The sequence below is a fragment of the Aquimarina sp. AD10 genome, from assembly GCF_003443715.1.
Lineage (GTDB): Bacteria > Bacteroidota > Bacteroidia > Flavobacteriales > Flavobacteriaceae > Aquimarina > Aquimarina aggregata.
This window is the reverse complement of the sequence record NZ_CP031965.1, coordinates 3847160-3870489: the sequence shown is the minus strand read 5'-3', so window position 1 is coordinate 3870489 and position 23330 is coordinate 3847160. Positions and strand designations below refer to the sequence as shown.

The window sequence follows — 23330 nt, the reverse complement described above, 5'->3', positions numbered from 1 at the left end:
GAAGTACATATTAAAAACAACATGCATGTTTACCGATAAAGCAAATATTATTTTTAAAGAAGTTATAGATACATATCATGTAATTGATAGCGTAGATCAGGAATTTACCAACCCATATGATCAAAAATCTCAGGTATTAGAACATTTATTGTATCGAAAATGTTGGATAGATACGGTACAATGGCATTATGAAGATATCATTCGTGATCCAGAAATTGACCCTGTAGCTGCACTAACTTTAAAGAGAAAAATTGATGCTTCTAATCAGGATCGAACAGATATGGTTGAGTATATTGATAGTTATTTTTTAGAACAATATAAGGATGTAGAAGCGAAAGCTAATGCGACTATCAATACAGAGAGCCCAGCTTGGGGAGTAGATAGACTTTCTATTTTAGCCCTAAAAGTATATCATATGCACGAGGAAACAGTTAGAGAAGGGGCAAGTGAAGAACATAAAGCCGCTTGTCAGACAAAACTTAATGTATTATTAGAACAAAGAGTTGATCTTTCTACGGCTATTGATACACTGTTAAGTGATATAGAGAAAGGTGATAAGTATATGAAAGTTTATAAACAGATGAAAATGTATAATGATGATGAACTAAACCCCGTATTGCGTGGCGAAAAGTAATTCTGAAACATCTGAAACGAACGTTCTTGTAATTCGTTTGTCGGCCATGGGTGATGTTGCAATGGCCGTTCCTGTATTACGCGTTTTTAGGGCGGCATATCCTGATGTAAAATTAACAGTACTCACCAGAAAGTTTTTCGCACCAATATTTGTTGATATAGATAATCTAGAGGTATATCATGCGGATGTTGAAGGGAAACATAAGGGAATTTTTGGACTTACAAGATTGCAAAACGAACTTCAAAAACTTGGTATTACTGCTGTTGCAGACTTACATAATGTATTGCGATCAAACGTATTAAAAACATTGTTTTCTTTTAAAGGAACAAAAGTTGTTCAGGTTGATAAAGGAAGATCAGAAAAAAAAGCATTAACCAGGCCAGTAAATAAAGCATTTAAGCAATTAAAAACCACACACCAGCGCTATGCCGATGTTTTTAAAGAATTAGGATATCCTATCGATCTTAATGATCATGAATTTCCTAAAAAGCAATCACTTACTTCTAATATTATAGAACTAACCCAACAATCTACAAAAAAATGGTTGGGTATTGCTCCCTTTGCGCAATATGAAAGTAAAACATATCCTTTAGAATATATGGTTGAGGTTATAGATGCCTTGGACAAAGGGGATCAGTTTGAAATTTTCCTATTTGGTGGCGGAAAAAAAGAAGCAGACATCCTTAATAATATCGATAGTAAATACAAAAACGTAACCAATATAGTGGGCAAACTATCTTTTGAAGAAGAGCTAAAATTGATAGGTAATTTGGATACAATGCTATCTATGGATAGTGGTAATGCTCATTTAGCAGCAATGTATGGTGTACCAACAATCACGCTTTGGGGAGTTACACATCCTTTTGCAGGTTTTATGCCTTTTGGGCAGCCGATAGAAAATGCAATCTTACCTAATCTTGCAAAGTATGATCAAATTCCTACTTCAATTTATGGCAATAAATTTCCGCCGGGATATGAAAAAGTAATGGATAGTATAAAACCCGAAACAGTTATTAATACAATTAATGCATTGATATAACCAATCAATTATACGTCGTCAAAATCAATTTTAAGCGATGCACTTGTAGGATGTGCTTGGCAAGCTAAGATTAGTCCTTCGGCAATCTCACCATCGGTTAGAATGCTGTTTTTTTCCATTACCGCACTACCCGCAGTAACTTTACATATACAAGAACTACACACACCACCTTGACAAGAATAAGGGGCATCTATATCTTCATCCAAAGCAGCATCAAGAATTGTTTTTTTCTGATCCATAACAAAATTAAACTCCTCATCATCTACCAAAATAGTAATTTGAGTTTTTCCGTCGAGATCGGCGTCAATTTCAACAGTTTCTGTACTACTGGTAAATAATTCAAAATGGATATGGTCTTTTTGAATATTGTTTTCAATCAAAATTTCGGTAACTGTGTTGATCATTTCTTCTGGGCCACATAAATAGAAATCAGAAAAAGAAATATCTTTGTATTTATTCTTTATAACATAGTTTATCGTAGACTTTTCGATTCTACCAAAATGAGCGTTTTCTTCTCGGGTTCTACTATAGACCATCTCTAAAAAGAAGCGATCGGGATAGCTCGTTTGTAAATTAGAGAGTTCATTAAGAAAGATCGTTTCTTCTGGATTTTGGTTTCCATAAACTAAAACAAAACGACTATTTTCCTCTTCTTCAAGTACAGCCTTGATCATACTCATTACAGGAGTAATACCACTTCCTGCAGCAAATGCCGCATAAGTTTTATTCGCCTCAGGAGAAGTGTTTAATAAAAAATTACCCTCTGGAATGTGTACTTCTAGGGTATCTCCTTCTTTTAATTGGTTATTAGCAATAGAAGAAAAAGTACCATTAGGGATTTCTTTTACAGCAACCTTAAGAACTCCGCTATTAGGAGTACTACAGATAGAGTAAGCTCTACGGATTTCTTTTCCTGCTATTTCAGTCTTAATAGTGATATACTGTCCTGCAGAAAAAGAAAAAATATTCTTTAGGTTTGATGGTACTTCGAATGTTATTGAAACCGCTTTTGAGGTTTCTCTTGTAATCTTGTTTATGGTAAGTTTATGAAAATCTGACATGCAATTATTAATGAAATTCTAATTCTGATTATCGTATAAATTTCTTGAACTAGAAGGTTAATGTATTCTATACTTTCTTTGAAATTAATTCAACATATAGAATGTTCTACTTTTTGTTGCAAAAATAGTAAATGCGCGAACAGCAAAAGGCGTTTAAGAAAAATTTATCTGAATCTATTTTGTAACAAAACTTCACTTTTGATTACTAAATAGTATAAATACCTTCTACTATGTTCAAGCATTTTATCGTTTTACAATGGAAATCCTTTTGGAGATCTGCATCTTTAACCTCTGGACTTTTCATGAAGCTTTTTATGGGATTCTGGGCATTATGGATTGCTTTTATGTCTGCAGTTGGTGGTGCCGCTATCTTTAAATTAATTAAAGAAAAGCTTCATTTAGAGCCATTAGAAACTATAAATAAATTTTTAATATACTGGTTGGTTTTTGATTTAGTGTTTAGATATGCGCTTCAAAAAATGCCGGTGATTAATATAAAACCACTTCTATTACTGCCTTTTCAAAAAAATAAGATTGTTTCTTTTGCATTTGGAAAAACAGTGTTTTCGTTTTTTAATGTAATTCATGCCTTCTTTTTTATACCGTTTTCTATAGTATTGATTAGTAACGAATATCCAGTCATAAATGTACTGTTGTGGAACTTAGGTTTAATAGCGTTGATTTATGGTAATAACTTTCTAAATATTATTCTTAATAAAAAAGACAACCTTATTTTTATTATAGGTGGGATAATGATAGTACTTGGGGGATTGCACTACTATGACTATTTTAATATAACTACGTATACCGCACCATTTTTTCAAGGCTTATACGATACTTCATTTTTTGTAGCAATACCGATTGTAATTACTGTTGGATTGCTATGGGTTTCTTTCAGATCTTTTGTAAAAGATTTGTATTTAGATGCCGGTTTGGCTACAAAGGCAAAAACTATAAAAACAGAGAATCTGGATTGGTTGGATCGATTTGGTAAAACAGCAACATTTCTTAAAAATGATATTAAGCTTATTAAGAGAAACAAAAGAGCAAGATCTACAGTCCTGGTTAGTGTTTTGTTTTTGTTTTATGGATTGCTGTTTTTTACAGGTGCCGTAGAAACGTACAAAGGTCCAGTGTGGCAAATCTTTGCGGCAATTTTTGTGACAGGAGGCTTTTTGCTCAGTTTTGGACAATTTGTTCCCAGTTGGGATAGCTCATACTACCCGTTAATGATGAGTCAAAATATTAGATACAAAGAATATCTATCTTCTAAATGGTGGTTAATGGTAATTGCAACCTTGATATCTACAATTTTAGCCTCAGGATATTTATATTTTGGGTGGGATGTGTATCTGGCAATATTGGTAGCAGCGTTGTACAATATTGGAGTTAATTCTCATGTGGTATTATGGGCAGGAGCCTATGTTAAAACGCCGATAGACCTTACAAGTAACAAGAAGGCATTTGGCGATAAACAAGCATTTAATACCAAAACACTATTATTATCCTTACCTAAAATGGCATTGCCTATGATCCTTTATGCTATTGGATATTATGCATATAGTCCCTATGCCGGATATGCTCTGGTAGCTATTGCCGGCGTGGCAGGATTTGCATTTAAGGATGCAGTTTTTAATAAAATCGAAAGAATCTATAGATCAGAAAAGTACAAGACCATAGCGGCCTATAAACAAAAAAACTAAGCATAATGATAACAGTACATAATCTTACAAAAACATACACAGGAAATACAGTTCTAAATATAGAGCACCTAGAAATACAAAAAGGAAATAGCTTTGGACTTGTGGGCAATAATGGTGCGGGTAAAACAACCTTGTTTAGTGCACTTTTAGATCTTATTAACCCAAGTACAGGGCATATAGAAAATAACGGATTTAATGTGAGCAAGAGTGAAGACTGGAAATCTATTACTGCTGCATTTATTGATGAAACTTTTTTGATAGGATATTTAACAGCAGAGGAATACTTTTATTTTATAGGAGAATTAAGAGGGCAAAACAAGGCAGATGTTGATGGTTTGTTATCAGATTTTGAGGATTTTTTTCACGGAGAAATTTTAGGACAAAAAAAGTACTTGAGAGACCTTTCTAAAGGAAATCAAAAAAAGGTAGGGATTATCGCTGCCTTGATTGGTACCCCAGAGGTGATTATTCTTGATGAACCCTTTGCTAACTTAGATCCAACGACACAAATACGATTAAAAAAGATCATAAAAGACTTGGCCGCTAACCCAGAGGTCACTGTGCTGGTATCTAGTCATGATTTGATGCATGTTACTGAGGTTTGCGAACGTATAGTCGTTTTGGATAAAGGTGAAGTAGTGAAAGATATTACTACCTCAGAGCAAACACTAAAAGAACTTGAAGCACATTTTAATAAGTAATATATTACCGTTTTAGAATTTAAATATTTTCTTAGAACCAGTAATAAATAATAGGAAACAAAGAAATTCTTTGTGATGACGTTGTTGTTAACAACTTTAAAAAGCGTAATAAAAATCATATTTAAACTTAGAAAAAGATGTTAACAACCTGTTTTTTAACGAAAGAAATGTATTTTTACGTTTCACACAATATTTTTGTGGGTCAAATACACTAAAAAACTTGTTTTTTAGTTATCACACTATATAAATTATCTGGCTTTGGGGAAAAAAATATCACAAATCACGTTGGTATTGCTTTTAGCAATCGTTGCACTTGCTTGTTCTCGTAAAAAAGACAAATTTGTAAATCGTGCTTGGCATGATGTTACAACAAAGAACAACACACTTTATAATGGCCGGATAGCCTATGATCTAGGTCGACAAGATATTGTTGATACGTACAAGGATAATTTTTGGGAAGTACTGCCGATAGAAAGAATGATCGTTAGTGAAGATGTTCGATTACCAAGCGAAGTTTTAAACCAAAATTTTGACAAGGCAGAAGAAAAAGCGGTAAAAGCAATTCAAAAACATAGTATGTTGATCGATGACAGGGAACGTAACCCTAAAATCGATGAAGCATTCTTACTTCTAGGAAAATCAAGATACTTTGAACAACGTTTTATTCCTGCACTAGAGGCCTTTAATTATATTCTATATAAATACCCTACAAGTAACACAATCAATCATGCTAAAGTATGGAGAGCCAAGGCAAATCTTCGTTTAGATAACAACGAGAAGGCTATTGAAGATCTTACTAGGATGATCGAGCAAGAATATATGAAACCTCAAGATTATGCAGATGCTGTATCAATGATGGCGCAAGCATATATTAATTTAAAACAAAAAGACTCTGCCGTAACATTTATTAATAAAGCAGCGATTCATACCAAAAATTTTGAAGAAAAAGGTCGTTATTTATATATAAAAGGACAGTTATTAAATGAATTAGGACATAAGGATAGTGCAAATTGGGCATTTGATCAAGTAATAGATCTTAACAGAAGAACACCTAGAAGATATTTGATCAATGCGCATATGGCTAAATCCCGAAACTTTGATTATGATAGCGGTAATAAAGAAGAGTTTTTAGAACTATTAACAGATCTTGAAGAAAATCGAGAAAACAGGCCTTTTTTAGACAGAATCTACAATCAAAAAGCAGTTTATTTTAAAACGTTAGATTCAATGGATTTAGCGGTAGAATATTATAATAAATCACTGCGTACAAATTCTGAAGACAAATATTTAGAATCCATAAATTATTATACGCTAGGTAATATTAATTTTGATAATAAGGAGTATGCTATTTCTGGAGCATATTATGACAGTACATTACAACGTATGATTGTCGATTCTAAACGATATCGAGTATTAAAGAAAAAACGCGTTAACCTAGATGACGTTATTTTGTATGAAGGTATTGCAAAAACAAACGATAGTATTCTTACTGTAGCAGCAATGTCACCAGATGAAAGAATAGCGTACTACTCAGAATTTACCGAAGCCTTGAAAGCAGAAGCAATCGCTGCAGAAAAAGCAGAAGAGATTGCTAAGATTAAAAACCAATTACCAACAGAGCAACGTTTTAATCAAAACGGAACTGGGGCTAGAAGAGGTAAAGAAACAAGTAAAGGAGCTAAATTTTATTTTTACAATCAAACTGTAGTAGCTTACGGTAAAACGGCTTTTAAAAGAACTTTTGGAAATCGAGAATTACAAGATAACTGGAGAGTTTCAAGTATTACTAATCCAGCCGCAGTGGCAGATATCGATCAAGAGAGAAAAGAAGAATATTCTATAGAAAGTGATCCAGCGTTTGATCCGCAGACATATATAGCACAAATCCCTACAGACCAAAATGTGTTAGATAGCTTAAAGACAGAGTTTAATTTTGCATATTATCAATTAGGAGTAATCTATAAAGAAAAGTTCCAAGAATATGGATTGGCAACAAGTAAATTAGAAGATTTACTACAAAATGATCCAGAACAGCGTTTGATTATTCCTGCAAAATATAATCTATACAAGATTTACCAATTACAAGGTAATACTAGCAAGGCCGATGAGTTTAAAAATAACATCATTACAAATCATAGCGATTCTAGATATGCAAAGATTTTGCTGAATCCTGAAGAGGAACTACAAGATGATAGTAGTAGTCCTAATGCTGTGTATAATAGATTGTATAAAGACTTTAGAGATCAAAAGTATGCCCTAGTAATTAGTAAAAGCGATGAGTTAATTACAAAATATGGTGGTGAAGATGAATTTTTGCCAAAATTTGAATTATTGAAAGCGCAAGCTATAGGAAGATATAGAGGGTTTGAAGCATATAAGGAAGCTTTAAATTATGTTGCATTAAATTATCCTCAGAGCCCAGAAGGTAAGCAGGCACAAATAATCTATCAAGTAACAATACCCCAAATAGAAAATAATGTATTTGTAGAAGGTGTAGATGAAGAAAAGAACCACAAATTAATGTACACTTTTTCTACCGCAGAAAACGAGCAAGCTCTTGCATTAAAAGAACATTTAGAGAATATTATCAAAGAACTTCGATATGATAAAATGAAAGTTTCTTTAGATGCATATACTAAAGATCAACAATTTTTAGTTGTACATACTAGAAGAGATAGATTAGGAGCTGAAGGTCTAGGAGAATTACTAAGTTTAGGAAAAACCGAAGATAGTAGAGGTGTTGATTTAACTAAATGGAATAGAAGAAAAAAATATTATAAAAAGGTAGAAGCTGAATATTTTACGGTGGCATCTCCTAATTATCGCATACTTCAGATTCATAAAAATCTTGAAGGATATAACAAACAACCACAAACAGAAGAAACCGAGTAATTAACTTAATCCCCCTTAAGAATATGTTTTCAGACAATAAAAAAGGAAGAGATCACGGCAATATGACTGACTTTTCTCGTAATCAAAACAAAATTTCAGAAGGAACAAAAATCGTAGGTGATATTGTTTCTGAAGGAGGTTTTAGAATAGAAGGCACCATTGAGGGTACATTTAAAACTACAGGAAAAGTAGTAGTAGGATCCTCAGGGTTTATAAAAGGAACGTTAGAATGTTCAGATGCAGATTTTGAAGGTAAATTTTCAGGAACTCTTAATGTTGCAAACACACTATCTTTAAAACCAACAGCACATATAGAAGGCGAAGTTACCGTAGGTAAGTTAGCTGTAGAGCCAGGAGCAAACTTTAATGCATCATGTTCTATGAAAGGTGGTGTAAAATCTTTGAGCAAACCAGGTGAAAAAACAGGACAACCAGGACAACCACAAGGGCAAGGAAAATCAGCTTAAAAAGTACATAGCCTTAACAGGAATAGCATTCCAAATGGGAGCTACAATTTTTCTGTGCGCCTATGCTGGAAAAAAACTCGATTCATATTACCAATTAGAAAAAAAATGGTTTACTATGGGGTTAGTGCTATTTGGGGTTGCTGCTTCATTATATTTGGTGATTAAACAACTCGATAGAATTAATAATTCTAAAAAATAAATCGACTTTAATCCCGTATTTTTTTTGAAACATGAACAACGTTTTTGATAGTAAAACACTTCAGAGTTTATCCCGCTTTTTAATACTATTTATAGGAATTTTAGTAGTAGGTTATTTTATACATAGCCAAACTATACAATACTTCTCGTTTCATAGTAATACCTATATATTAGATCTGTCTTATCTTTTTAATGGAGCCTTTACAGTTGTGCTTTTTCTTATAATCATTGTGTTTAGAAAAAAGTTTAAAGACCAAATAGGTTTTATTTTTATGGCAGGAAGTCTTATTAAGCTTGGGATTTTTGCAGCTATTACAAAAATGGGAGGAGTAGAAATTGATAAAACGATCTTTCTGGATTTTTTTATTCCGTATGTGATTTCAGTAGTCTTAGAAGTCTATTATATTTCCAAAATCCTGAAGAATACACAATACGCTGATAATCAACAAATTAAATAATAACTAATAATATCAAACTTATTTAGTTAAATATAGTTTAAGATTATAACATAATTATGTACATTTGCACCGAAATTTAGGAACCGAAATTTTCCGTGAAAATGCAAAACCGTACTGTAGTTAGAATTTTATTGATATTTGCTTTGGTTTTTACCACTGCAAATTTATCCGCAAAAGAATCTGAAAAAGAAGGTAATGGAGATTTAAAAACTGAGATCAAAGAATTTATAGATCATCACCTTCAAGACTCTCACGATTTTACATTATTTTCTGATAAAGAAGCAAATAAACATTATGGTTTTCCTTTGCCAGTAATTCTTTGGGATAATGGGGTAAAGGTGTTTTCTTCTTCAAAATTTCATCATGGCGAAACTGTTGCCGAAGTAGATGGTAACTTCTACAAATTGTACCATTCTAAAATCTACAAAACAGATGCAGCAGGTACCATTAATTATGATGACCATCATCATGCAAAAAATGCAAAGCCATTAGACTTTTCGATTACTAAAAATGTAGTAAGTATGTTACTAATTGGCTTACTAATGTTTTTTATGTTTAGTCGTTTAGCTAAATCATACAAGAAAAATAATGGGATCCCTACAGGGGTAGGTCGTTTCTTAGAGCCTTTAGTGCTTTTTGTTAGGGATGATATTGCAATCCCAAATATCGGAGAGAAAAAATATAAGAAGTATATGAGCTTTTTGCTTACAACATTCTTCTTTATTTGGTTGTTAAATCTATTAGGAATGACTCCTTTGGCAGTTAATGTTACAGGTAACATAGCTGTTACTTTAGGTTTGGCATTGCTTACTTTTTTAATCACAAACTTTACAGCGAATAAAAATTACTGGGGTCATATTTTCTGGATGCCTGGTGTACCTACATTTATGAAGATAGTTTTGGCGCCGATTGAATTACTAGGGATTTTCATTAAGCCATTTTCATTAATGATTCGTTTGTATGCCAACATGACTGCAGGTCACGTTGTACTTATGAGTATTGTTGGGTTAATATTTATTTTCAAAAGTTGGATTGGTAGTCCATTATCATTTGGTTTAGCATTTGCGTTATCAATATTAGAATTATTGGTAGCTGCATTACAAGCATATATATTTACGATGTTGTCTGCACTATACTTTGGTATGGCAAATGAAGAGGCACATCATTAATAGTTAATTTGAAGTTTAATTTTTAATTATATAATCATGGATATCCCAAGAATTGTTGGAGCAGGTTTAATTGTTATAGGTGCTGGAGTTGGTATCGGTAGAATTGGTGGACAAGCGATGGAAGCTATCGCACGTCAACCAGAAGCTTCTGGTAAAATCCAAACAGCTATGCTTATTGCAGCCGCTCTTATTGAAGGTATTGGATTTGCTGCGTTATTCGCATCTTAATTCATTATTACAAATGATAACAACTGTAACGGTTGGTTACAGTTGTTGTTTTAGATTTTTAAAGATTAAACCATAAAGAAAATAACATAAATTAATTATGGATAAGTTAATAAACGATTTTTCATTCGGTCTTTTTTTCTGGCAGATACTACTTTTTGTAGGATTACTTTTATTATTAAGAAAATTTGCTTGGAAACCTATCTTAGAAGCTGTAAACAACAGAGAAGAAGGAATTAAAAATGCATTAGAGTCTGCAGAGTCTGCAAGAAAAGAAATGCAAAACCTTCAAGCTGATAATGAGCGCATCTTAAATGAAGCAAGAGCAGAACGTGATGGTATGCTTAAAGAAGCAAAGCAGCTTAAAGAAAATATAATCGCTGATGCAAAAGCTGAAGCGCAAACAGAAGCTGATAAAATCGTTGCACAAGCACAGGCTACTATCGAAAGCGAAAAGAAAGCTGCGATTGCTGACCTAAAAAGTCAAGTAGCTGGAATTTCTGTAGAAATTGCAGAGAAAGTAGTAAGAAAAGAATTAGATAACAAAGACAAGCAATTAGAATTAGTCGAGTCTATGTTAGGAGATGTTACTTTAAACTAATCATAACATGAGTAGAGCAGCAATACGTTATGCTAAAGCAGTTTTGAGTTTGGCTCAGGACAAAAAAACTACTGAAGATGTTCAGAAGGATATGCAAAGTATTATCACTACCGTTAGTGATAGCGCAGAGCTCAAAATGGTATTAAATAGCCCTCTTATAAAAAGTGAAATTAAACTAGCTTCTTTAAAAGAGATATTTAAAAGTACTGGAGAACTTACGCAAAACCTTTTTGATGTTTTGATTGAAAATAAAAGAGTTGATCTGTTAGGTGATGTTGCAAAACAGTATATTGTTTTATTAGATAAGTCAAATAACACTCAGGTAGCTACAGTGACTACGGCCATCCCTTTAGATAAAGGATTAAGTGCAAAAGTACAAGCAAAAGTAAAAGAGTTAACAGGTAATGAGGCTACTATAGAGAATGTAATCGATGAAAGTATTATCGGTGGATTTATTCTTAGAGTAGGAGATTTACAATACAACGCTAGTATAGCTAATAAGCTTACGAATTTAAAAAGAGAGTTGAGTAATTAATAATTACACCAATTATATAAATTTAATAATAAGAGAAAGAGTAGTTAATACTTGTTCTTACAAACTATTATAAAATGGCAGAAGTGAATCCTGCTGAAGTTTCAGCAATATTAAAACAACAATTATCTGGATTTGAGGCAACAGCTTCATTAGAAGAGGTAGGTACTGTATTACAAGTAGGTGATGGTATCGCCAGAGTTTACGGATTGTCTAACGCTCAATACGGGGAGTTAGTTGAATTTGAATCTGGTTTAGAGGGTATTGTACTTAACCTTGAAGAAGATAATGTTGGGGTAGTACTTTTAGGTTCTTCAACAGAAATTAAAGAGGGTGCAACAGTAAAACGTACACAACGTATTGCATCTATCAATGTAGGAGAAGGAATCGTTGGTCGTGTAGTGGATACTTTAGGTAACCCTATCGATGGTAAAGGACCTATTGAAGGTGAAACTTTTGAAATGCCATTAGAGCGTAAGGCTCCTGGTGTAGTTTTCCGTCAGCCGGTAACAGAACCTCTTCAAACAGGGATCAAATCAATCGATGCAATGGTACCTATCGGTAGAGGACAACGTGAGTTGGTAATCGGTGACCGTCAAACAGGTAAAACAACAGTTTGTATTGATACGATTCTTAATCAAAAAGAATTTTATGATGCTGGTGAGCCAGTATATTGTATATATGTTGCTATAGGGCAAAAAGCATCTACAGTAGCACTTATTGCTAAGGTTTTAGAAGATAAAGGAGCAATGGCATATACTACGATAGTAGCAGCAAACGCTTCTGATCCTGCACCAATGCAAGTATATGCACCGTTTGCAGGAGCTGCGATCGGAGAATATTTCCGTGATACAGGTCGTCCAGCATTAATCATTTATGATGATTTATCTAAGCAAGCTGTAGCATACCGTGAGGTATCTTTATTATTACGTCGTCCACCAGGACGTGAGGCGTATCCTGGAGATGTTTTCTACCTTCACTCAAGATTATTAGAGCGTGCTGCAAAAGTGATTGCTGATGATAGTATCGCAAAAGATATGAATGACTTACCAGATACTTTAAAAGATAAAGTAAAAGGTGGTGGATCATTAACAGCATTACCAATTATCGAAACACAAGCTGGTGATGTATCTGCATATATCCCAACCAATGTAATTTCGATTACCGATGGTCAGATATTCTTAACTTCTGATTTATTTAACTCTGGTGTACGTCCAGCAATTAACGTAGGTATCTCGGTATCGCGTGTTGGAGGATCTGCACAGATAAAATCAATGAAGAAAGTTGCGGGTACGCTAAAACTGGATCAAGCACAGTTTCGTGAACTAGAAGCTTTTGCTAAGTTTGGTTCTGACCTTGATGCAGCTACCTTGAATGTAATTGAAAAAGGTAAGCGTAATGTTGAGATCTTAAAGCAAGCGCAAAATGATCCATACACTGTAGAAGATCAGATCGCAATTATTTATGCAGGATCTAAGAACTTATTAAGAGATGTTCCTGTAAATAAGATCAAAGAATTTGAAGGTGATTTTATCGAGTACCTTAATGCTAAGCATAGAGATACACTAGATACTTTAAAAGCTGGAAAATTAACAGATGAGGTAACAGATGTGTTATTATCAGCTTGTAAGGAGATTTCAGCTAAATATAAAGCTTAATAAAAATTCATAATTCTGAATTCAGAATTCATAATTATAAGAAATGGCTAATTTAAAAGAATTACGTAGTAGAATTACCTCTGTATCTTCAACGATGCAAATCACAAGTGCCATGAAAATGGTATCTGCCGCAAAGTTGAACAAGGCACAGCAGGCGATTACTGCTATGAGACCATATGCAGATAAACTTACAGAGCTTCTACAAAGCTTAAGTGCTTCTCTAGAAGGAGATAGTGCTAGTGTTTATGCAGAGCAACGCGAAGTAAATAAAGTATTGGTTGTAGGGATTGCTTCTAATCGTGGACTAGCAGGTGCTTTTAATACTAATATTGCTAAAGGTGTTAAAGGATTGTATGAAAATGACTATGCAGGAAAACAAGTAGATTTTGTTACTATAGGTAAAAAAATCAACGATGTAGTTTCTAAAACACACACAGTAGTAGCTAATAAAAGTGAGGTGTATGATGATCTTACTTTTGCTAATGTAGCTGCTATTGCCGAAGAATTAATGGAGTTCTTTACAAACGGTTCTTACGATAAGATTGTAATCGTATATAATAAGTTCAAAAATGCTGCAACGCAAGAGGTAACTACAGAACAGTTTTTACCAATTGTTCCTATAGAAGGTGGTACTGCCACTAATGTTGACTATATTTTTGAGCCGTCTAAAGAAGAAATTGTAGAACAGTTAATTCCAAAGTCATTAAAGACACAATTGTATAAGGCTATAAGAGATTCTTTTGCTTCTGAGCACGGTGCGCGTATGACAGCGATGCATAAGGCTACCGATAATGCTACAGAGCTTAGAGATGCGCTTAAATTGTCTTATAACAAAGCAAGACAAGCTGCAATTACTAATGAGATCTTAGAGATCGTTGGTGGTGCAGAAGCATTGAATAACTAATTATTTTAAATCATATTATAAAGCCTCTTCTATACTACAGAAGAGGCTTTTTTTATTTAAACATTCTTTCTTTTAAGTATTTATATCGCGTTCGCCCAATAGGTAATAATTCTTCATTTTTTAACTCTGCAAAGTACTTACTACCCGAACTGATTTTAATAGCATTAATTTCTTCAATTTTTAGAATATAAGATTTATGTGATCTAATAAAAGTATCTGGAAGCAATTGCTCTAGTTTTTCTAGAGATTTGTCGTGTAAAAAGCTTTTTCCATTAGTAAGCACAAGTTCTGAATACATACCAGCACCCTTGATATAAATAATGTTTTCTATAGTAACGAGTTGAATTTCTCCACGCTTTTTTACGGCTAAAAACTTAATGTTTTTTGTATGTATATCTTCCTTATTAAGTACGCGATTAAATGCAAGATCTAACCTTTCTTTATTAAAAGGTTTGGGAACAAAATCCAAAACACCGTGTTCAAAAGCTTTTAAAGCCTGTTCTTTATATGCCGATATAATAATGGTATGAAAAGACTCAGAAACTGTATTTTTTAAAAGATCAAATCCGTTATCTCCATTAAGATTAAGATCTAGGAGTACCAGGTCAACCTTATGGTGTTGTATATAAGTTATACCTTCTTGTAATGACTCTATATGTGTTATTTCATTTAACGTATTTAAAAAGAATTCTCGAGTCATTCTCAAAATTCTTTTAGCTATTCTTGATTCATCTTCAATGACTAAAATATTCATAAACTAGTGATATATTGTTATTGTGTTTTCCCATCCATTGGTTGTTTTTTGGGAGGTAAAGTGCCATTTTTCATCATAACTTTCAGTTAATCGAGCTTTTATATACGCATTACCTGTTCCATCTTGTATTTTTTTATCAGGTTTTCTTAGAGAAGCGATGGTTTGTAAAATGTATTTGGTGCTATCAGAATCAGATTCATGACTAAATCGATACCTTATTTCATTATGTTCATTAGGGAGACCGTGTGTGATGCCATTTTCGACTAAAGTGTGAATTATAGCCGGAGGAATTTTTTTGGTTTGATCAATGTTCTTTTCATCCCATGAGTAAACGATTTCTTTTCTATATTTCATGATATTTAAAAAACTCTTACAAAGTTGTATTTCCTGAGTGATCGGGATTAGTTTTTTGTCTTCGATTTGGTTTAATAAATTAAATTCTTCTGCCAAAGCCTCTATAAAATTAACCCCTTTGGCAGGTGATTCTTCTACCCAATCTATTAGTGAAGTAAGTGTATTCATTAAAAAATGAGGCTGTATTTTTTTCTTTAGTAACTCGTTTTTTAATCGACTGGTTTGTAGTAATGAATGCTCATACGATTTACGTTGTTCTCGTATTTGTAGTGCAAGAAGATAGAACATACAAAGTAAAAGAAGCGTAAAACTTAGTATCAAACTCATGTCATATGCTAAGAAATTGTATAATAGAACATTGATTAATAGAGTAGTAAGTACAACGATAGCCTGTGATTTTTTTCTAAAAACAGCATGCCCAACAATACCTGCAGATGCTATCCACATACTAACGATTAGTAATTTGGTAGTAAAATCATAATGACCTCTATTTAGAAAGTAAAGTAAAATCAAAAAAAGAAAGTATAATGGGACTAGTATTTTTCTTTTTGGAAGTGAAAACTGAATAGAAAAATAAACAGGTATCAAAAATGATATCAAAAAGGTCAATACTCCTATAATTTCTAATCTAATATAAAAATCACTGTAATGTATGGGGAGATAGAATTTGACATATTCTATAATGATTAAAAGAAAGAAGAGAAATGAGCAAATGCTAAATAATAGAACAGGGAAAAACTTTCGATTATTGAAATAAAGTATAAAAAAGTAAATGGCGGTAAGGAAAAAAGCACCTGCCAGAATATATGTAATTGATGTTAATACAAGAGGTGCTTGAATTAAGTTCTTGTAATTTGAGAAAACCAAGCCAAATCCTCTGTCTTTATCTGGATGATATTTTTGTGATACTCTAAATGCTACGCTATGTTCTCCTTTTTTTGCTAAATGATGAGGAATGATAAAGGACCTATCAACCTCGCCTATCTTATCAATATTGTTTTCTTTACCAGGCGTCCCATTGGTGCCAATAAGAACGTTATCCCAATATAGCTCATAGGCGCCAAAAGCATAAACAAGTACACCTTGTGGTTTAAATGGTTCTGGATCTTCAGGAAGTACAACTTTCATACGTACCCAAAAAATGCGATCGTTATAATTGTCTCTTTGATTTGCCCAAGTACTATCATCAAAATTTTTCTGTGCCCATGAAGGATCATCGCCTATTTTGTATTTGGCCTTAGGTGCTAACACCAGGTAATCATCTTGACATGAAATCACAAGCAAGACGATGATAAGAAAAGACAACTTTTTAAACAGTTTATATAGCATGTATTAAAAATAAATCGATTATCAACGGCTAAGTTAGTTTAAAAATAGAGTTCAAAAATGCAGTTTAAATAGCTATAGAGCAGTTGGTAAAAAAACACTTTTAATCTCGTAAATAAAACATGAATTTGTATCAAAATCAATTTACGAACTAATATATTATTACTATGAAAACGATAAAATTTATAATTGTAGCCCTTATAATCGTAGTTAGCGATTATACATTTAAAATTAATGCACAACAAAATAGCAACCTTCAACAATCTTCAGAATTTGATGCTTTGGCGGTAACTATTAAAGAAAAAATGGAAAAGCATAAGCTGTATGGATTAAGTGTAGTTGTTTTTGAAGATTATAAAGTTATTTGGACACAAGAGTGGGGTATAAAAGCTGCAAATTCTGATGATAAAATAGATGCCAATACATCATTTTCAACAGCTTCTACATCAAAAGCTGTAGTGGCAATGCTGTGTGGAGTTTTAGAAGAGAAAGGATTAATAGATTTAGATAGTCCAATTTCAAAATATCTGCAACGTTGGAAGTTGCCAAAAAGTAATTTTAAAAAGTCAGGTCAAATCACTTGGATGCAACTATTATCACATACGGCAGGAACTACTCAAGGAGGTTTTGCTGACTTTTACGAAGGTGATAAAATCCCAACTATTGTGCAGAGTTTAAAAGGAGAACTGCTTCCGAGATATGATAAAGAAATTGGATTTATTTTTGAACCAGGAACAGATTGGGAGTATAGTGGTGGTGGATATGTAATTATTCAGATGGCTTTAGAGGATCATTTCAAAAAACCATTATCAGAATTAATGCAAGAACATATTTTGACTCCTCTTGGATTAGAAAACACAACTATGAAACAGCCAAATGAGGATGGTTTTCTTACCAATGTTGCAAAAGTGCACAATAGTAAAGGAGAGATTATTAAAACAGGATTACCTATTACTCCACAAGTTGCACCATCCGGAATGTGGTCTACGCCATCGGATTTATCTGTGATCGCTATCGAAATGCAAAATGCGTTACGTAATAAAAACAACAAAGTAATATCAAATGCTGTCGCCAAAAGAATTACTGATATTGTTACTCTTGACAAAATTGGGGGTTGGAGCGCTGGTTGGAGAAGATCTTTTGGAATCGGTAACCTAGATTGGTTTTCTCACGGGGGATCAAATACAGGAGTTGGCGGAGAATTTATGGCAACCATGAACGGTGGTAATGGGATTGCGATATTAGCTAACGGAGATAAACCCAATAGAATGCCAGTAATGGGGTTTTTAAGAAACGAGGTAATTACCATGCGCGGTTGGAAAAAACCTATTCAAAAATCACTACTACATAAAGCGCCTCAAGAATTGATATCAGCCATTCAAGGACCTTATTTAGATTTTTTATTTAGTGCTCAAGTCATCGATAAAATTTTCGAAGAAAATGGAGAGGTATACATTAATTCTCCTCTGTTTGAATTCATATTAAATAAGAAAAAAAATAAAATGTTCTACTTGGGCAACAACACTTTTAAAATTGAAGATTATCCAAACTATGTACAGTTTAATCTAAGTGCAACAAATAAATTCGAAGGAATAGTAATTTATCGAGATGTAGATAAAAAAAATAAAGTGATTATTAAAAAAGAAGCTGTTAGAAATCATAAAACCGAGTTGATCAATGCTTTTATGCAGAATGACATCAATGATGCGATAATCACATATAAAAAAGTAAAAAAAGAAGCACCTAGTTTAAATTATGAAGCAATGCTTAACGAATTTGGATATCAGTTTTATATAGAAAATAATATGGAAAAAGCTATTGCAGTATTAGAGTTTAATGCAAAAGAACATTCATCATCATATAATACATATGATAGCTTAGGAGAGATTTATGAGTTAACTGGAGCCATAAAAAAATCTATCGCTAATTATAAAAAAGCAGCAGCACTTAATACTTCTAATGATTACAAGGAACGCGTGGCGCAAAAAGTTTTAGAATTAACTCGTAAATTATAATGATAAGCTCAGAATAACATTGCTGGCGAAAACAAAAAGATGTATAAATAAACAAAAAATAGTGCTAAGTAAGTGCTAAAGACCTACCGTTGGGCCAAAAAGGCCCTCGGTTGGACCTGTTAGACCGAATTTTAGACGGCAGAGCGCTAAAATTAGAGAGGCATGGTCTAATTTTTAACTTATAGGGCTCAAATTTTAACCGTATTGACCCAAAATTACACCCCAAAGATTCAACACTTCGTCAAAATGACCCAACGGAAGGTTAAAAAGGCTCATAGCATGGTATAGGTAGCTCAAATTTTAGATTGCGAAGCCTAAAATTACACCCCGGGGCTCTATTGATGAAGACTATATGCATAAAACATATAAACTGCATTTGTTGAGCGGACAACTAGTTTAAACTTCTTTTTTTAATTGATGACGCAACTTTTACAAATTAGACAGTCTAAAGGGTGTACGAATAATTTTAAGCTCTGATTATGAAAAAATCTCACATACAATTACTGGTTGTCTTTTTACACGCTATCATGCTCGTCTCTTGTAATAATGATGACAATACAAGTTTTGATGACCGTATCGAAGAAGATCCTTGTGCAGATTTTATTAATAAAGATGATGAAACTTGCGGCGTAAGACTGTACAATTTGGATTCAATACCAAGAACAGGTGCTATTAGAATGTATGGTGCTACCAATACATTAGATAATCCAGGATGGATTTGGGGTATAGCAGAATCTATTGTAATTGAAAAATGTTTTTCTTTTATCGCAGAAGAGGAACTCATAAATTATGGGGTTAGAATACTAAGTACTTCAGATATAGAAGAAACATATACTGTTGAGTTTTTAGAGGATTCTAAAGAAGTATATGTAGCAGTAAAACATTTATCGGGCGATGATGTAATCTGTATTTCTGGAGTTCGTCAATCGGTTAAAAAATAATAGAATTAAAATAGATTTTAAGATTAATAAGTAACCATTGAAATAATTGTTTTAAGCCTATTTTCAATTTTTTATCTTTACTAAAATTACAAAATGGTATTAGTTTTGATATCTTGAGAGTAGTTAAAAGCAATTACATATGAATACTTTGAGAACAGTGGGCACAATAATAGGATCTTTATTCTTGTTTATGATACATATACAATGTGCTAGTGGTCAACAATTAGATATGAAAAATCCTTTACCAATTAAAGAAGCGTACTTTCAGAAAATTTTATCTGGAGTTAAAGGTGGCGCTAATGGTTTTTTGATCGCTATAGAACTTAAAGATACTTCAGGAATTAACTTGAAGTATGCATATTTCAAAGGCAAAAAGGTAAAACTAGCTCCTGAATCTACTAACAAAACAGTTTATATAGGGCATTACATGTATCCCCGACAAATAAACGATCTTATCATGAGTAGTGACCCCAAAGAAGAGTTTAAAAATAAACCTCCGGGGATAACCGAAAAGATTCCGTTTGCATTAAAAGAAGGAGAGTGTGTCATAGAATACACTAAAGACAATAAACAAGAAATCTTTAAACTAGATAATTTACCAGAAAAACCCTTGAAAAACTTTCCAATGTAATTGAGGCAATAAAATTGTATTTTTACCCATACAATTAAACTACCAGTTGAGCATATTTCAGAAACTTTTTAAGCAAACTTTTATTTATGGTCTGGCTACTGTGTTACCAAGAGTTCTTGGTATCGTGTTAGTACCGCTATATGTAGATGTTTTAAATAAAAATGAATATGGGGTTTATGCATCTATTATGGCGTTGTTAATTACCGGGAATATATTGTTTTCTTATGGTATGGAGACTGCCTTTTTTAGATTCGTAAGTAAAGATCCAAAAACGAAAAACAGTGTACAATCTACCGCTTTAACGTCATTAACCAGTACGACAATTCTTCTATTAGGAATAGGGATTTTATGCCGAAATGAATTAGCAACCTTCCTAGAATTTGAAACTCAATATATTGTATTTGGATTATTAATCCTAAGTTTAGATGCTTTAGTAGTGCTGCCATTTGCTTGGTTTAGAATCAATGAGCGACCGATGCGGTACGCCGTAATTAAAATTTTTAATGTTATCATTAATTTGGGGTTTAACCTCTTCTTCTTTTTAATACTACCTCGTTTAGCCATAGGAAATGATACTTTTTGGGATTCAATTTATTTTGAAAACGATAAGGTCATATATGTATTTATCGCAAATTTAATTGCAAGCGCAGTTACACTTTTACTATTGCTTCCTATCTATGCTAAAATCAGATTTGGATTTACTAGTGTTATTTGGAAATCAATGATTAAATATGCTTTTCCGGTATTAATAGCCGGAATTGCTTTTTCAATTAATGAAGCGTTTGATAAATTACTTCTGAAATATTTATTGCCAGAAAATATTGCAGATGGTGAGGTAGGAGTGTATGCAGCCTGCTATAAATTAGGGGTTTTTATGACATTATATAGCACCGCGTTTAGGCTAGGTATAGAACCTTTCTTTTTTAATCATGCAAATTCTAAAAATGCAAAAGAAACATATGCAAAAATTACATTGTATTTTTCAATTTTGGGTAGTTGTATATTGCTTGGAGTAGTCGTTTTTTCTGATTTTTTGAAACAATTAATTATTCCCGATTCAACATTTTGGGAAGCGATGATAATAGTGCCAATTATTTTATTGGCTAATTTATGTCTGGGGATTTATCACAACTTATCAGTTTGGTATAAGATAACCGATAAAACAAAATTTGGCGCATATATCTCGGTAACGGGTGCAATAATCACCCTAACACTTAATTTTTTGTTGATTCCTAAATATACTTATGTAGGATCTGCGATTGCTACATTGTCAGCTTACGGGACTATGATGATTTTATCTTGGTACTTTGGAAGAAAATACTATCCAATTCCATATAACCTAAAGAAGATTGGGATGTATCTTGTCACATCAATTAGTTTTTCAATACTGTCATTTTATGTTTTTGATAGTAATTATATGGTTTCTATTCCCCTGTTACTTGTGTTTTTAGTAATTTTGTACGCCTTTGAAGGAAAAGAATTAAAACAGATTTTAAAAAAATAAACGAATTACTAAAACGTTGTTTCTTATGTTTAGAAACAGATTTGTATCGTTTAAAACTAGTAGTATGCAAATAAGAATAATAAATAAATCATCTCACGAGTTACCGCATTACGAAACTATTGCCTCGGCAGGGATGGATTTAAGAGCAAATATAGATGCACCAGTTACGTTAAAACCTTTAGAAAGAGCCATTATCAAAACAGGATTATTTATAGAACTTCCTGTGGGTTATGAAGCACAAGTTAGACCTCGTAGTGGATTAGCGGCAAAAAAAGGAGTAACAGTTTTAAACGCACCAGGAACTATAGATGCAGATTATCGAGGAGAAGTAGGTGTAATTTTAGTAAATCTTTCTAATGAGGATTTTGTAGTCGAAAATGGTGAAAGAATTGCGCAGATGGTGATTGCAAAACACGAGCGTGCAGAGTGGCTAGAAGTTGCTGAATTGTCTGAAACTTCAAGAGGAGAAGGCGGATTTGGTAGTACGGGAGTCAAATAATAAGAATAGCATTTAAAATCAATCAAAAAGAAAAAAATAGCATGAAAATTATTGTACCTATGGCAGGAAGAGGTTCTAGATTAAGGCCTCATACGCTTACTGTTCCAAAACCTTTAATCCCAGTAGCAGGACAACCTATTGTGCATCGTTTAGTGTCTGATATCGCTAAAGTTTTAGGAGAACCCATTGAAGAAATCGCTTTTATACTAGGCGACCCTGCTTTTTTTGGTGATGATGTGGTTTCTAGTTTGACATCTTTGGCAGAAAGCCTTGGGGCAAAAGCCTCTATTTATAGACAAGACGAACCATTAGGAACTGGGCATGCAATTATGTCTGCTGCACCATCACTTTCTGGACCTGCTGTTATAGCATATGCAGATACGTTGATACGTGCAGATTTTGATTTGGATAAAGATGCAGATGCCGCAATCTGGGTAAAGCAAGTAGATAGACCAGAAGCCTATGGTGTGGTAAAACTTAACGATAATAAAGAAATCGTAGAATTGGTAGAAAAACCACAAGAATTTGTATCGGATCTTGCAGTGATAGGAATCTATTATTTTAAAGATGTTGGAGTACTAAAAAATGAACTACAATATGTTTTAGACAATAACATTATTAATGGAGGAGAATATCAAATTAATGATGGTATCAAAAGAATGATGGCCAATGGCAAAGTTTTTGTGACAGGAAAGGTAGACGAATGGATGGATTGCGGAAACAAAAATGTTACTGTAGAAACCAATACTAGAATGCTAGGTTTTTTAGAAAAAGATGGAGAAAAATTAATAAGCGGTGCTATTACTCAAGAGAATGCTACAATAATACCACCATGTTATATCGGAGACAATGTCACACTAAGAAATACAACGGTTGGTCCTAATGTTTCAATTGGTGATGATTGTGTTCTAGAAGATACAACCATTAAAAATAGCCTTGTGCAGACTAAAACTGTCATAAAAAACGCTACCTTAGATAATGCTATGATCGGTAATAATGCCGTGTATAATGGGAGTCACACAACAATAAGTATTGGTGATTACTCGGTTTTAGAATAATTTATG

General features: G+C 33.1%; 23 protein-coding genes. 20 read left to right on the top strand and 3 right to left on the bottom strand.

Going from position 1 to position 23330, the window contains the following annotated elements:
• Window positions 1-25: 25 nt before the first annotated feature.
• Together D1816_RS16080 and D1816_RS16075 are read left to right on the top strand one after the other, a co-directional pair.
• Window positions 26-634: a DUF4254 domain-containing protein gene (locus tag D1816_RS16080; protein WP_118504128.1), complete on the top strand. Its 609-nt coding sequence runs from the start codon at window positions 26-28 to the stop codon at window positions 632-634.
• Window positions 621-1673: a glycosyltransferase family 9 protein gene (locus D1816_RS16075; RefSeq protein WP_233565203.1), complete on the top strand. Its 1053-nt coding sequence runs from the start codon at window positions 621-623 to the stop codon at window positions 1671-1673. The genes D1816_RS16080 and D1816_RS16075 overlap by 14 nt, the downstream gene beginning before the upstream one ends.
• An 8-nt stretch (window positions 1674-1681) precedes the next feature.
• Here D1816_RS16075 and D1816_RS16070 read toward each other — a convergent pair whose 3' ends face one another.
• Entirely contained in the window at window positions 1682-2734 is a 1053-nt protein-coding gene (locus D1816_RS16070; protein ID WP_118504124.1) for a ferredoxin--NADP reductase, read from the bottom strand.
• Window positions 2735-2964: 230 nt separating this feature from the next.
• Here D1816_RS16070 and D1816_RS16065 point away from each other — a divergent pair, with 230 nt between their 5' ends.
• From D1816_RS16065 to atpG, 12 genes are all read left to right on the top strand, one after another.
• The gene (locus tag D1816_RS16065) at window positions 2965-4437 is read left to right on the top strand and encodes a DUF5687 family protein (protein ID WP_118504122.1); all 1473 of its coding nucleotides are present in this window, start codon (window positions 2965-2967) and stop codon (window positions 4435-4437) included.
• A gap of 5 nt (window positions 4438-4442) precedes the next feature.
• Window positions 4443-5138: an ABC transporter ATP-binding protein gene (locus D1816_RS16060; RefSeq protein ID WP_066312269.1), complete on the top strand. Its 696-nt coding sequence runs from the start codon at window positions 4443-4445 to the stop codon at window positions 5136-5138.
• Between the two features lie 258 nt (window positions 5139-5396).
• Complete coding sequence (locus D1816_RS16055) at window positions 5397-8030, top strand: hypothetical protein (RefSeq protein WP_233565202.1); 2634 nt, start codon at window positions 5397-5399, stop codon at window positions 8028-8030.
• Window positions 8031-8053: 23 nt separating this feature from the next.
• Window positions 8054-8497 (top strand): polymer-forming cytoskeletal protein, encoded by a 444-nt coding sequence (locus tag D1816_RS16050; protein WP_066312266.1) that lies wholly within the window; start codon window positions 8054-8056, stop codon window positions 8495-8497.
• Between the two features lie 34 nt (window positions 8498-8531).
• Window positions 8532-8696 (top strand): AtpZ/AtpI family protein, encoded by a 165-nt coding sequence (locus tag D1816_RS16045; RefSeq protein WP_118504120.1) that lies wholly within the window; start codon window positions 8532-8534, stop codon window positions 8694-8696.
• A gap of 31 nt (window positions 8697-8727) precedes the next feature.
• Window positions 8728-9153, top strand: a complete 426-nt coding sequence (locus D1816_RS16040) for a DUF6168 family protein (RefSeq protein ID WP_118504118.1) — start codon at window positions 8728-8730, stop codon at window positions 9151-9153.
• Window positions 9154-9254: 101 nt separating this feature from the next.
• A complete protein-coding gene (gene atpB / locus D1816_RS16035; RefSeq protein ID WP_118504116.1) occupies window positions 9255-10322 on the top strand; it encodes a F0F1 ATP synthase subunit A in 1068 nt (355 codons plus the stop codon).
• Window positions 10323-10358: 36 nt separating this feature from the next.
• Window positions 10359-10550, top strand: a complete 192-nt coding sequence (atpE, locus tag D1816_RS16030; protein ID WP_066312258.1) for an ATP synthase F0 subunit C — start codon at window positions 10359-10361, stop codon at window positions 10548-10550.
• Window positions 10551-10647: 97 nt separating this feature from the next.
• Window positions 10648-11148 (top strand): F0F1 ATP synthase subunit B, encoded by a 501-nt coding sequence (locus D1816_RS16025; protein ID WP_066312255.1) that lies wholly within the window; start codon window positions 10648-10650, stop codon window positions 11146-11148.
• A 7-nt stretch (window positions 11149-11155) separates the two neighbouring features.
• Window positions 11156-11683 carry an ATP synthase F1 subunit delta gene (gene atpH / locus D1816_RS16020; RefSeq protein ID WP_066312253.1) on the top strand — a complete coding sequence of 176 codons (528 nt, stop codon included), beginning with the start codon at window positions 11156-11158 and terminating at the stop codon, window positions 11681-11683.
• Between the two features lie 74 nt (window positions 11684-11757).
• Window positions 11758-13338, top strand: a complete 1581-nt coding sequence (atpA, locus tag D1816_RS16015) for a F0F1 ATP synthase subunit alpha (RefSeq protein ID WP_066312251.1) — start codon at window positions 11758-11760, stop codon at window positions 13336-13338.
• Between the two features lie 43 nt (window positions 13339-13381).
• The gene (gene atpG / locus D1816_RS16010) at window positions 13382-14242 is read left to right on the top strand and encodes an ATP synthase F1 subunit gamma (protein WP_066312248.1); all 861 of its coding nucleotides are present in this window, start codon (window positions 13382-13384) and stop codon (window positions 14240-14242) included.
• 52 nt (window positions 14243-14294) lie between these two features.
• Here atpG and D1816_RS16005 read toward each other — a convergent pair whose 3' ends face one another.
• Together D1816_RS16005 and D1816_RS16000 are read right to left on the bottom strand one after the other, a co-directional pair.
• Window positions 14295-14996 carry a LytTR family DNA-binding domain-containing protein gene (locus D1816_RS16005; protein WP_066312247.1) on the bottom strand — a complete coding sequence of 234 codons (702 nt, stop codon included), beginning with the start codon at window positions 14994-14996 and terminating at the stop codon, window positions 14295-14297.
• Between the two features lie 3 nt (window positions 14997-14999).
• Window positions 15000-16679: a histidine kinase gene (locus tag D1816_RS16000; RefSeq protein ID WP_118504114.1), complete on the bottom strand. Its 1680-nt coding sequence runs from the start codon at window positions 16677-16679 to the stop codon at window positions 15000-15002.
• Between the two features lie 164 nt (window positions 16680-16843).
• On the opposite strand from D1816_RS16000, the gene D1816_RS15995 reads away from it, so the two are divergent.
• The 6 genes from D1816_RS15995 to D1816_RS15970 all read left to right on the top strand — a co-directional run bounded on the left by D1816_RS15995 (window position 16844) and on the right by D1816_RS15970 (window position 23324).
• On the top strand, window positions 16844-18691 hold the full coding sequence (locus D1816_RS15995; protein WP_118504112.1) for a serine hydrolase domain-containing protein: 1848 nt from the start codon (window positions 16844-16846) through the stop codon (window positions 18689-18691).
• A 479-nt stretch (window positions 18692-19170) separates the two neighbouring features.
• Complete coding sequence (locus tag D1816_RS15990) at window positions 19171-19632, top strand: hypothetical protein (protein ID WP_147405003.1); 462 nt, start codon at window positions 19171-19173, stop codon at window positions 19630-19632.
• A 139-nt stretch (window positions 19633-19771) separates the two neighbouring features.
• A complete protein-coding gene (locus tag D1816_RS15985) occupies window positions 19772-20263 on the top strand; it encodes a hypothetical protein (RefSeq protein WP_118504107.1) in 492 nt (163 codons plus the stop codon).
• Between the two features lie 46 nt (window positions 20264-20309).
• On the top strand, window positions 20310-21767 hold the full coding sequence (locus tag D1816_RS15980) for an oligosaccharide flippase family protein (protein ID WP_118504105.1): 1458 nt from the start codon (window positions 20310-20312) through the stop codon (window positions 21765-21767).
• A 64-nt stretch (window positions 21768-21831) separates the two neighbouring features.
• Window positions 21832-22266: a dUTP diphosphatase gene (dut, locus tag D1816_RS15975; protein WP_118506274.1), complete on the top strand. Its 435-nt coding sequence runs from the start codon at window positions 21832-21834 to the stop codon at window positions 22264-22266.
• A 41-nt stretch (window positions 22267-22307) separates the two neighbouring features.
• A complete protein-coding gene (locus tag D1816_RS15970) occupies window positions 22308-23324 on the top strand; it encodes a sugar phosphate nucleotidyltransferase (protein ID WP_066312226.1) in 1017 nt (338 codons plus the stop codon).
• Window positions 23325-23330 lie beyond the last annotated feature (6 nt).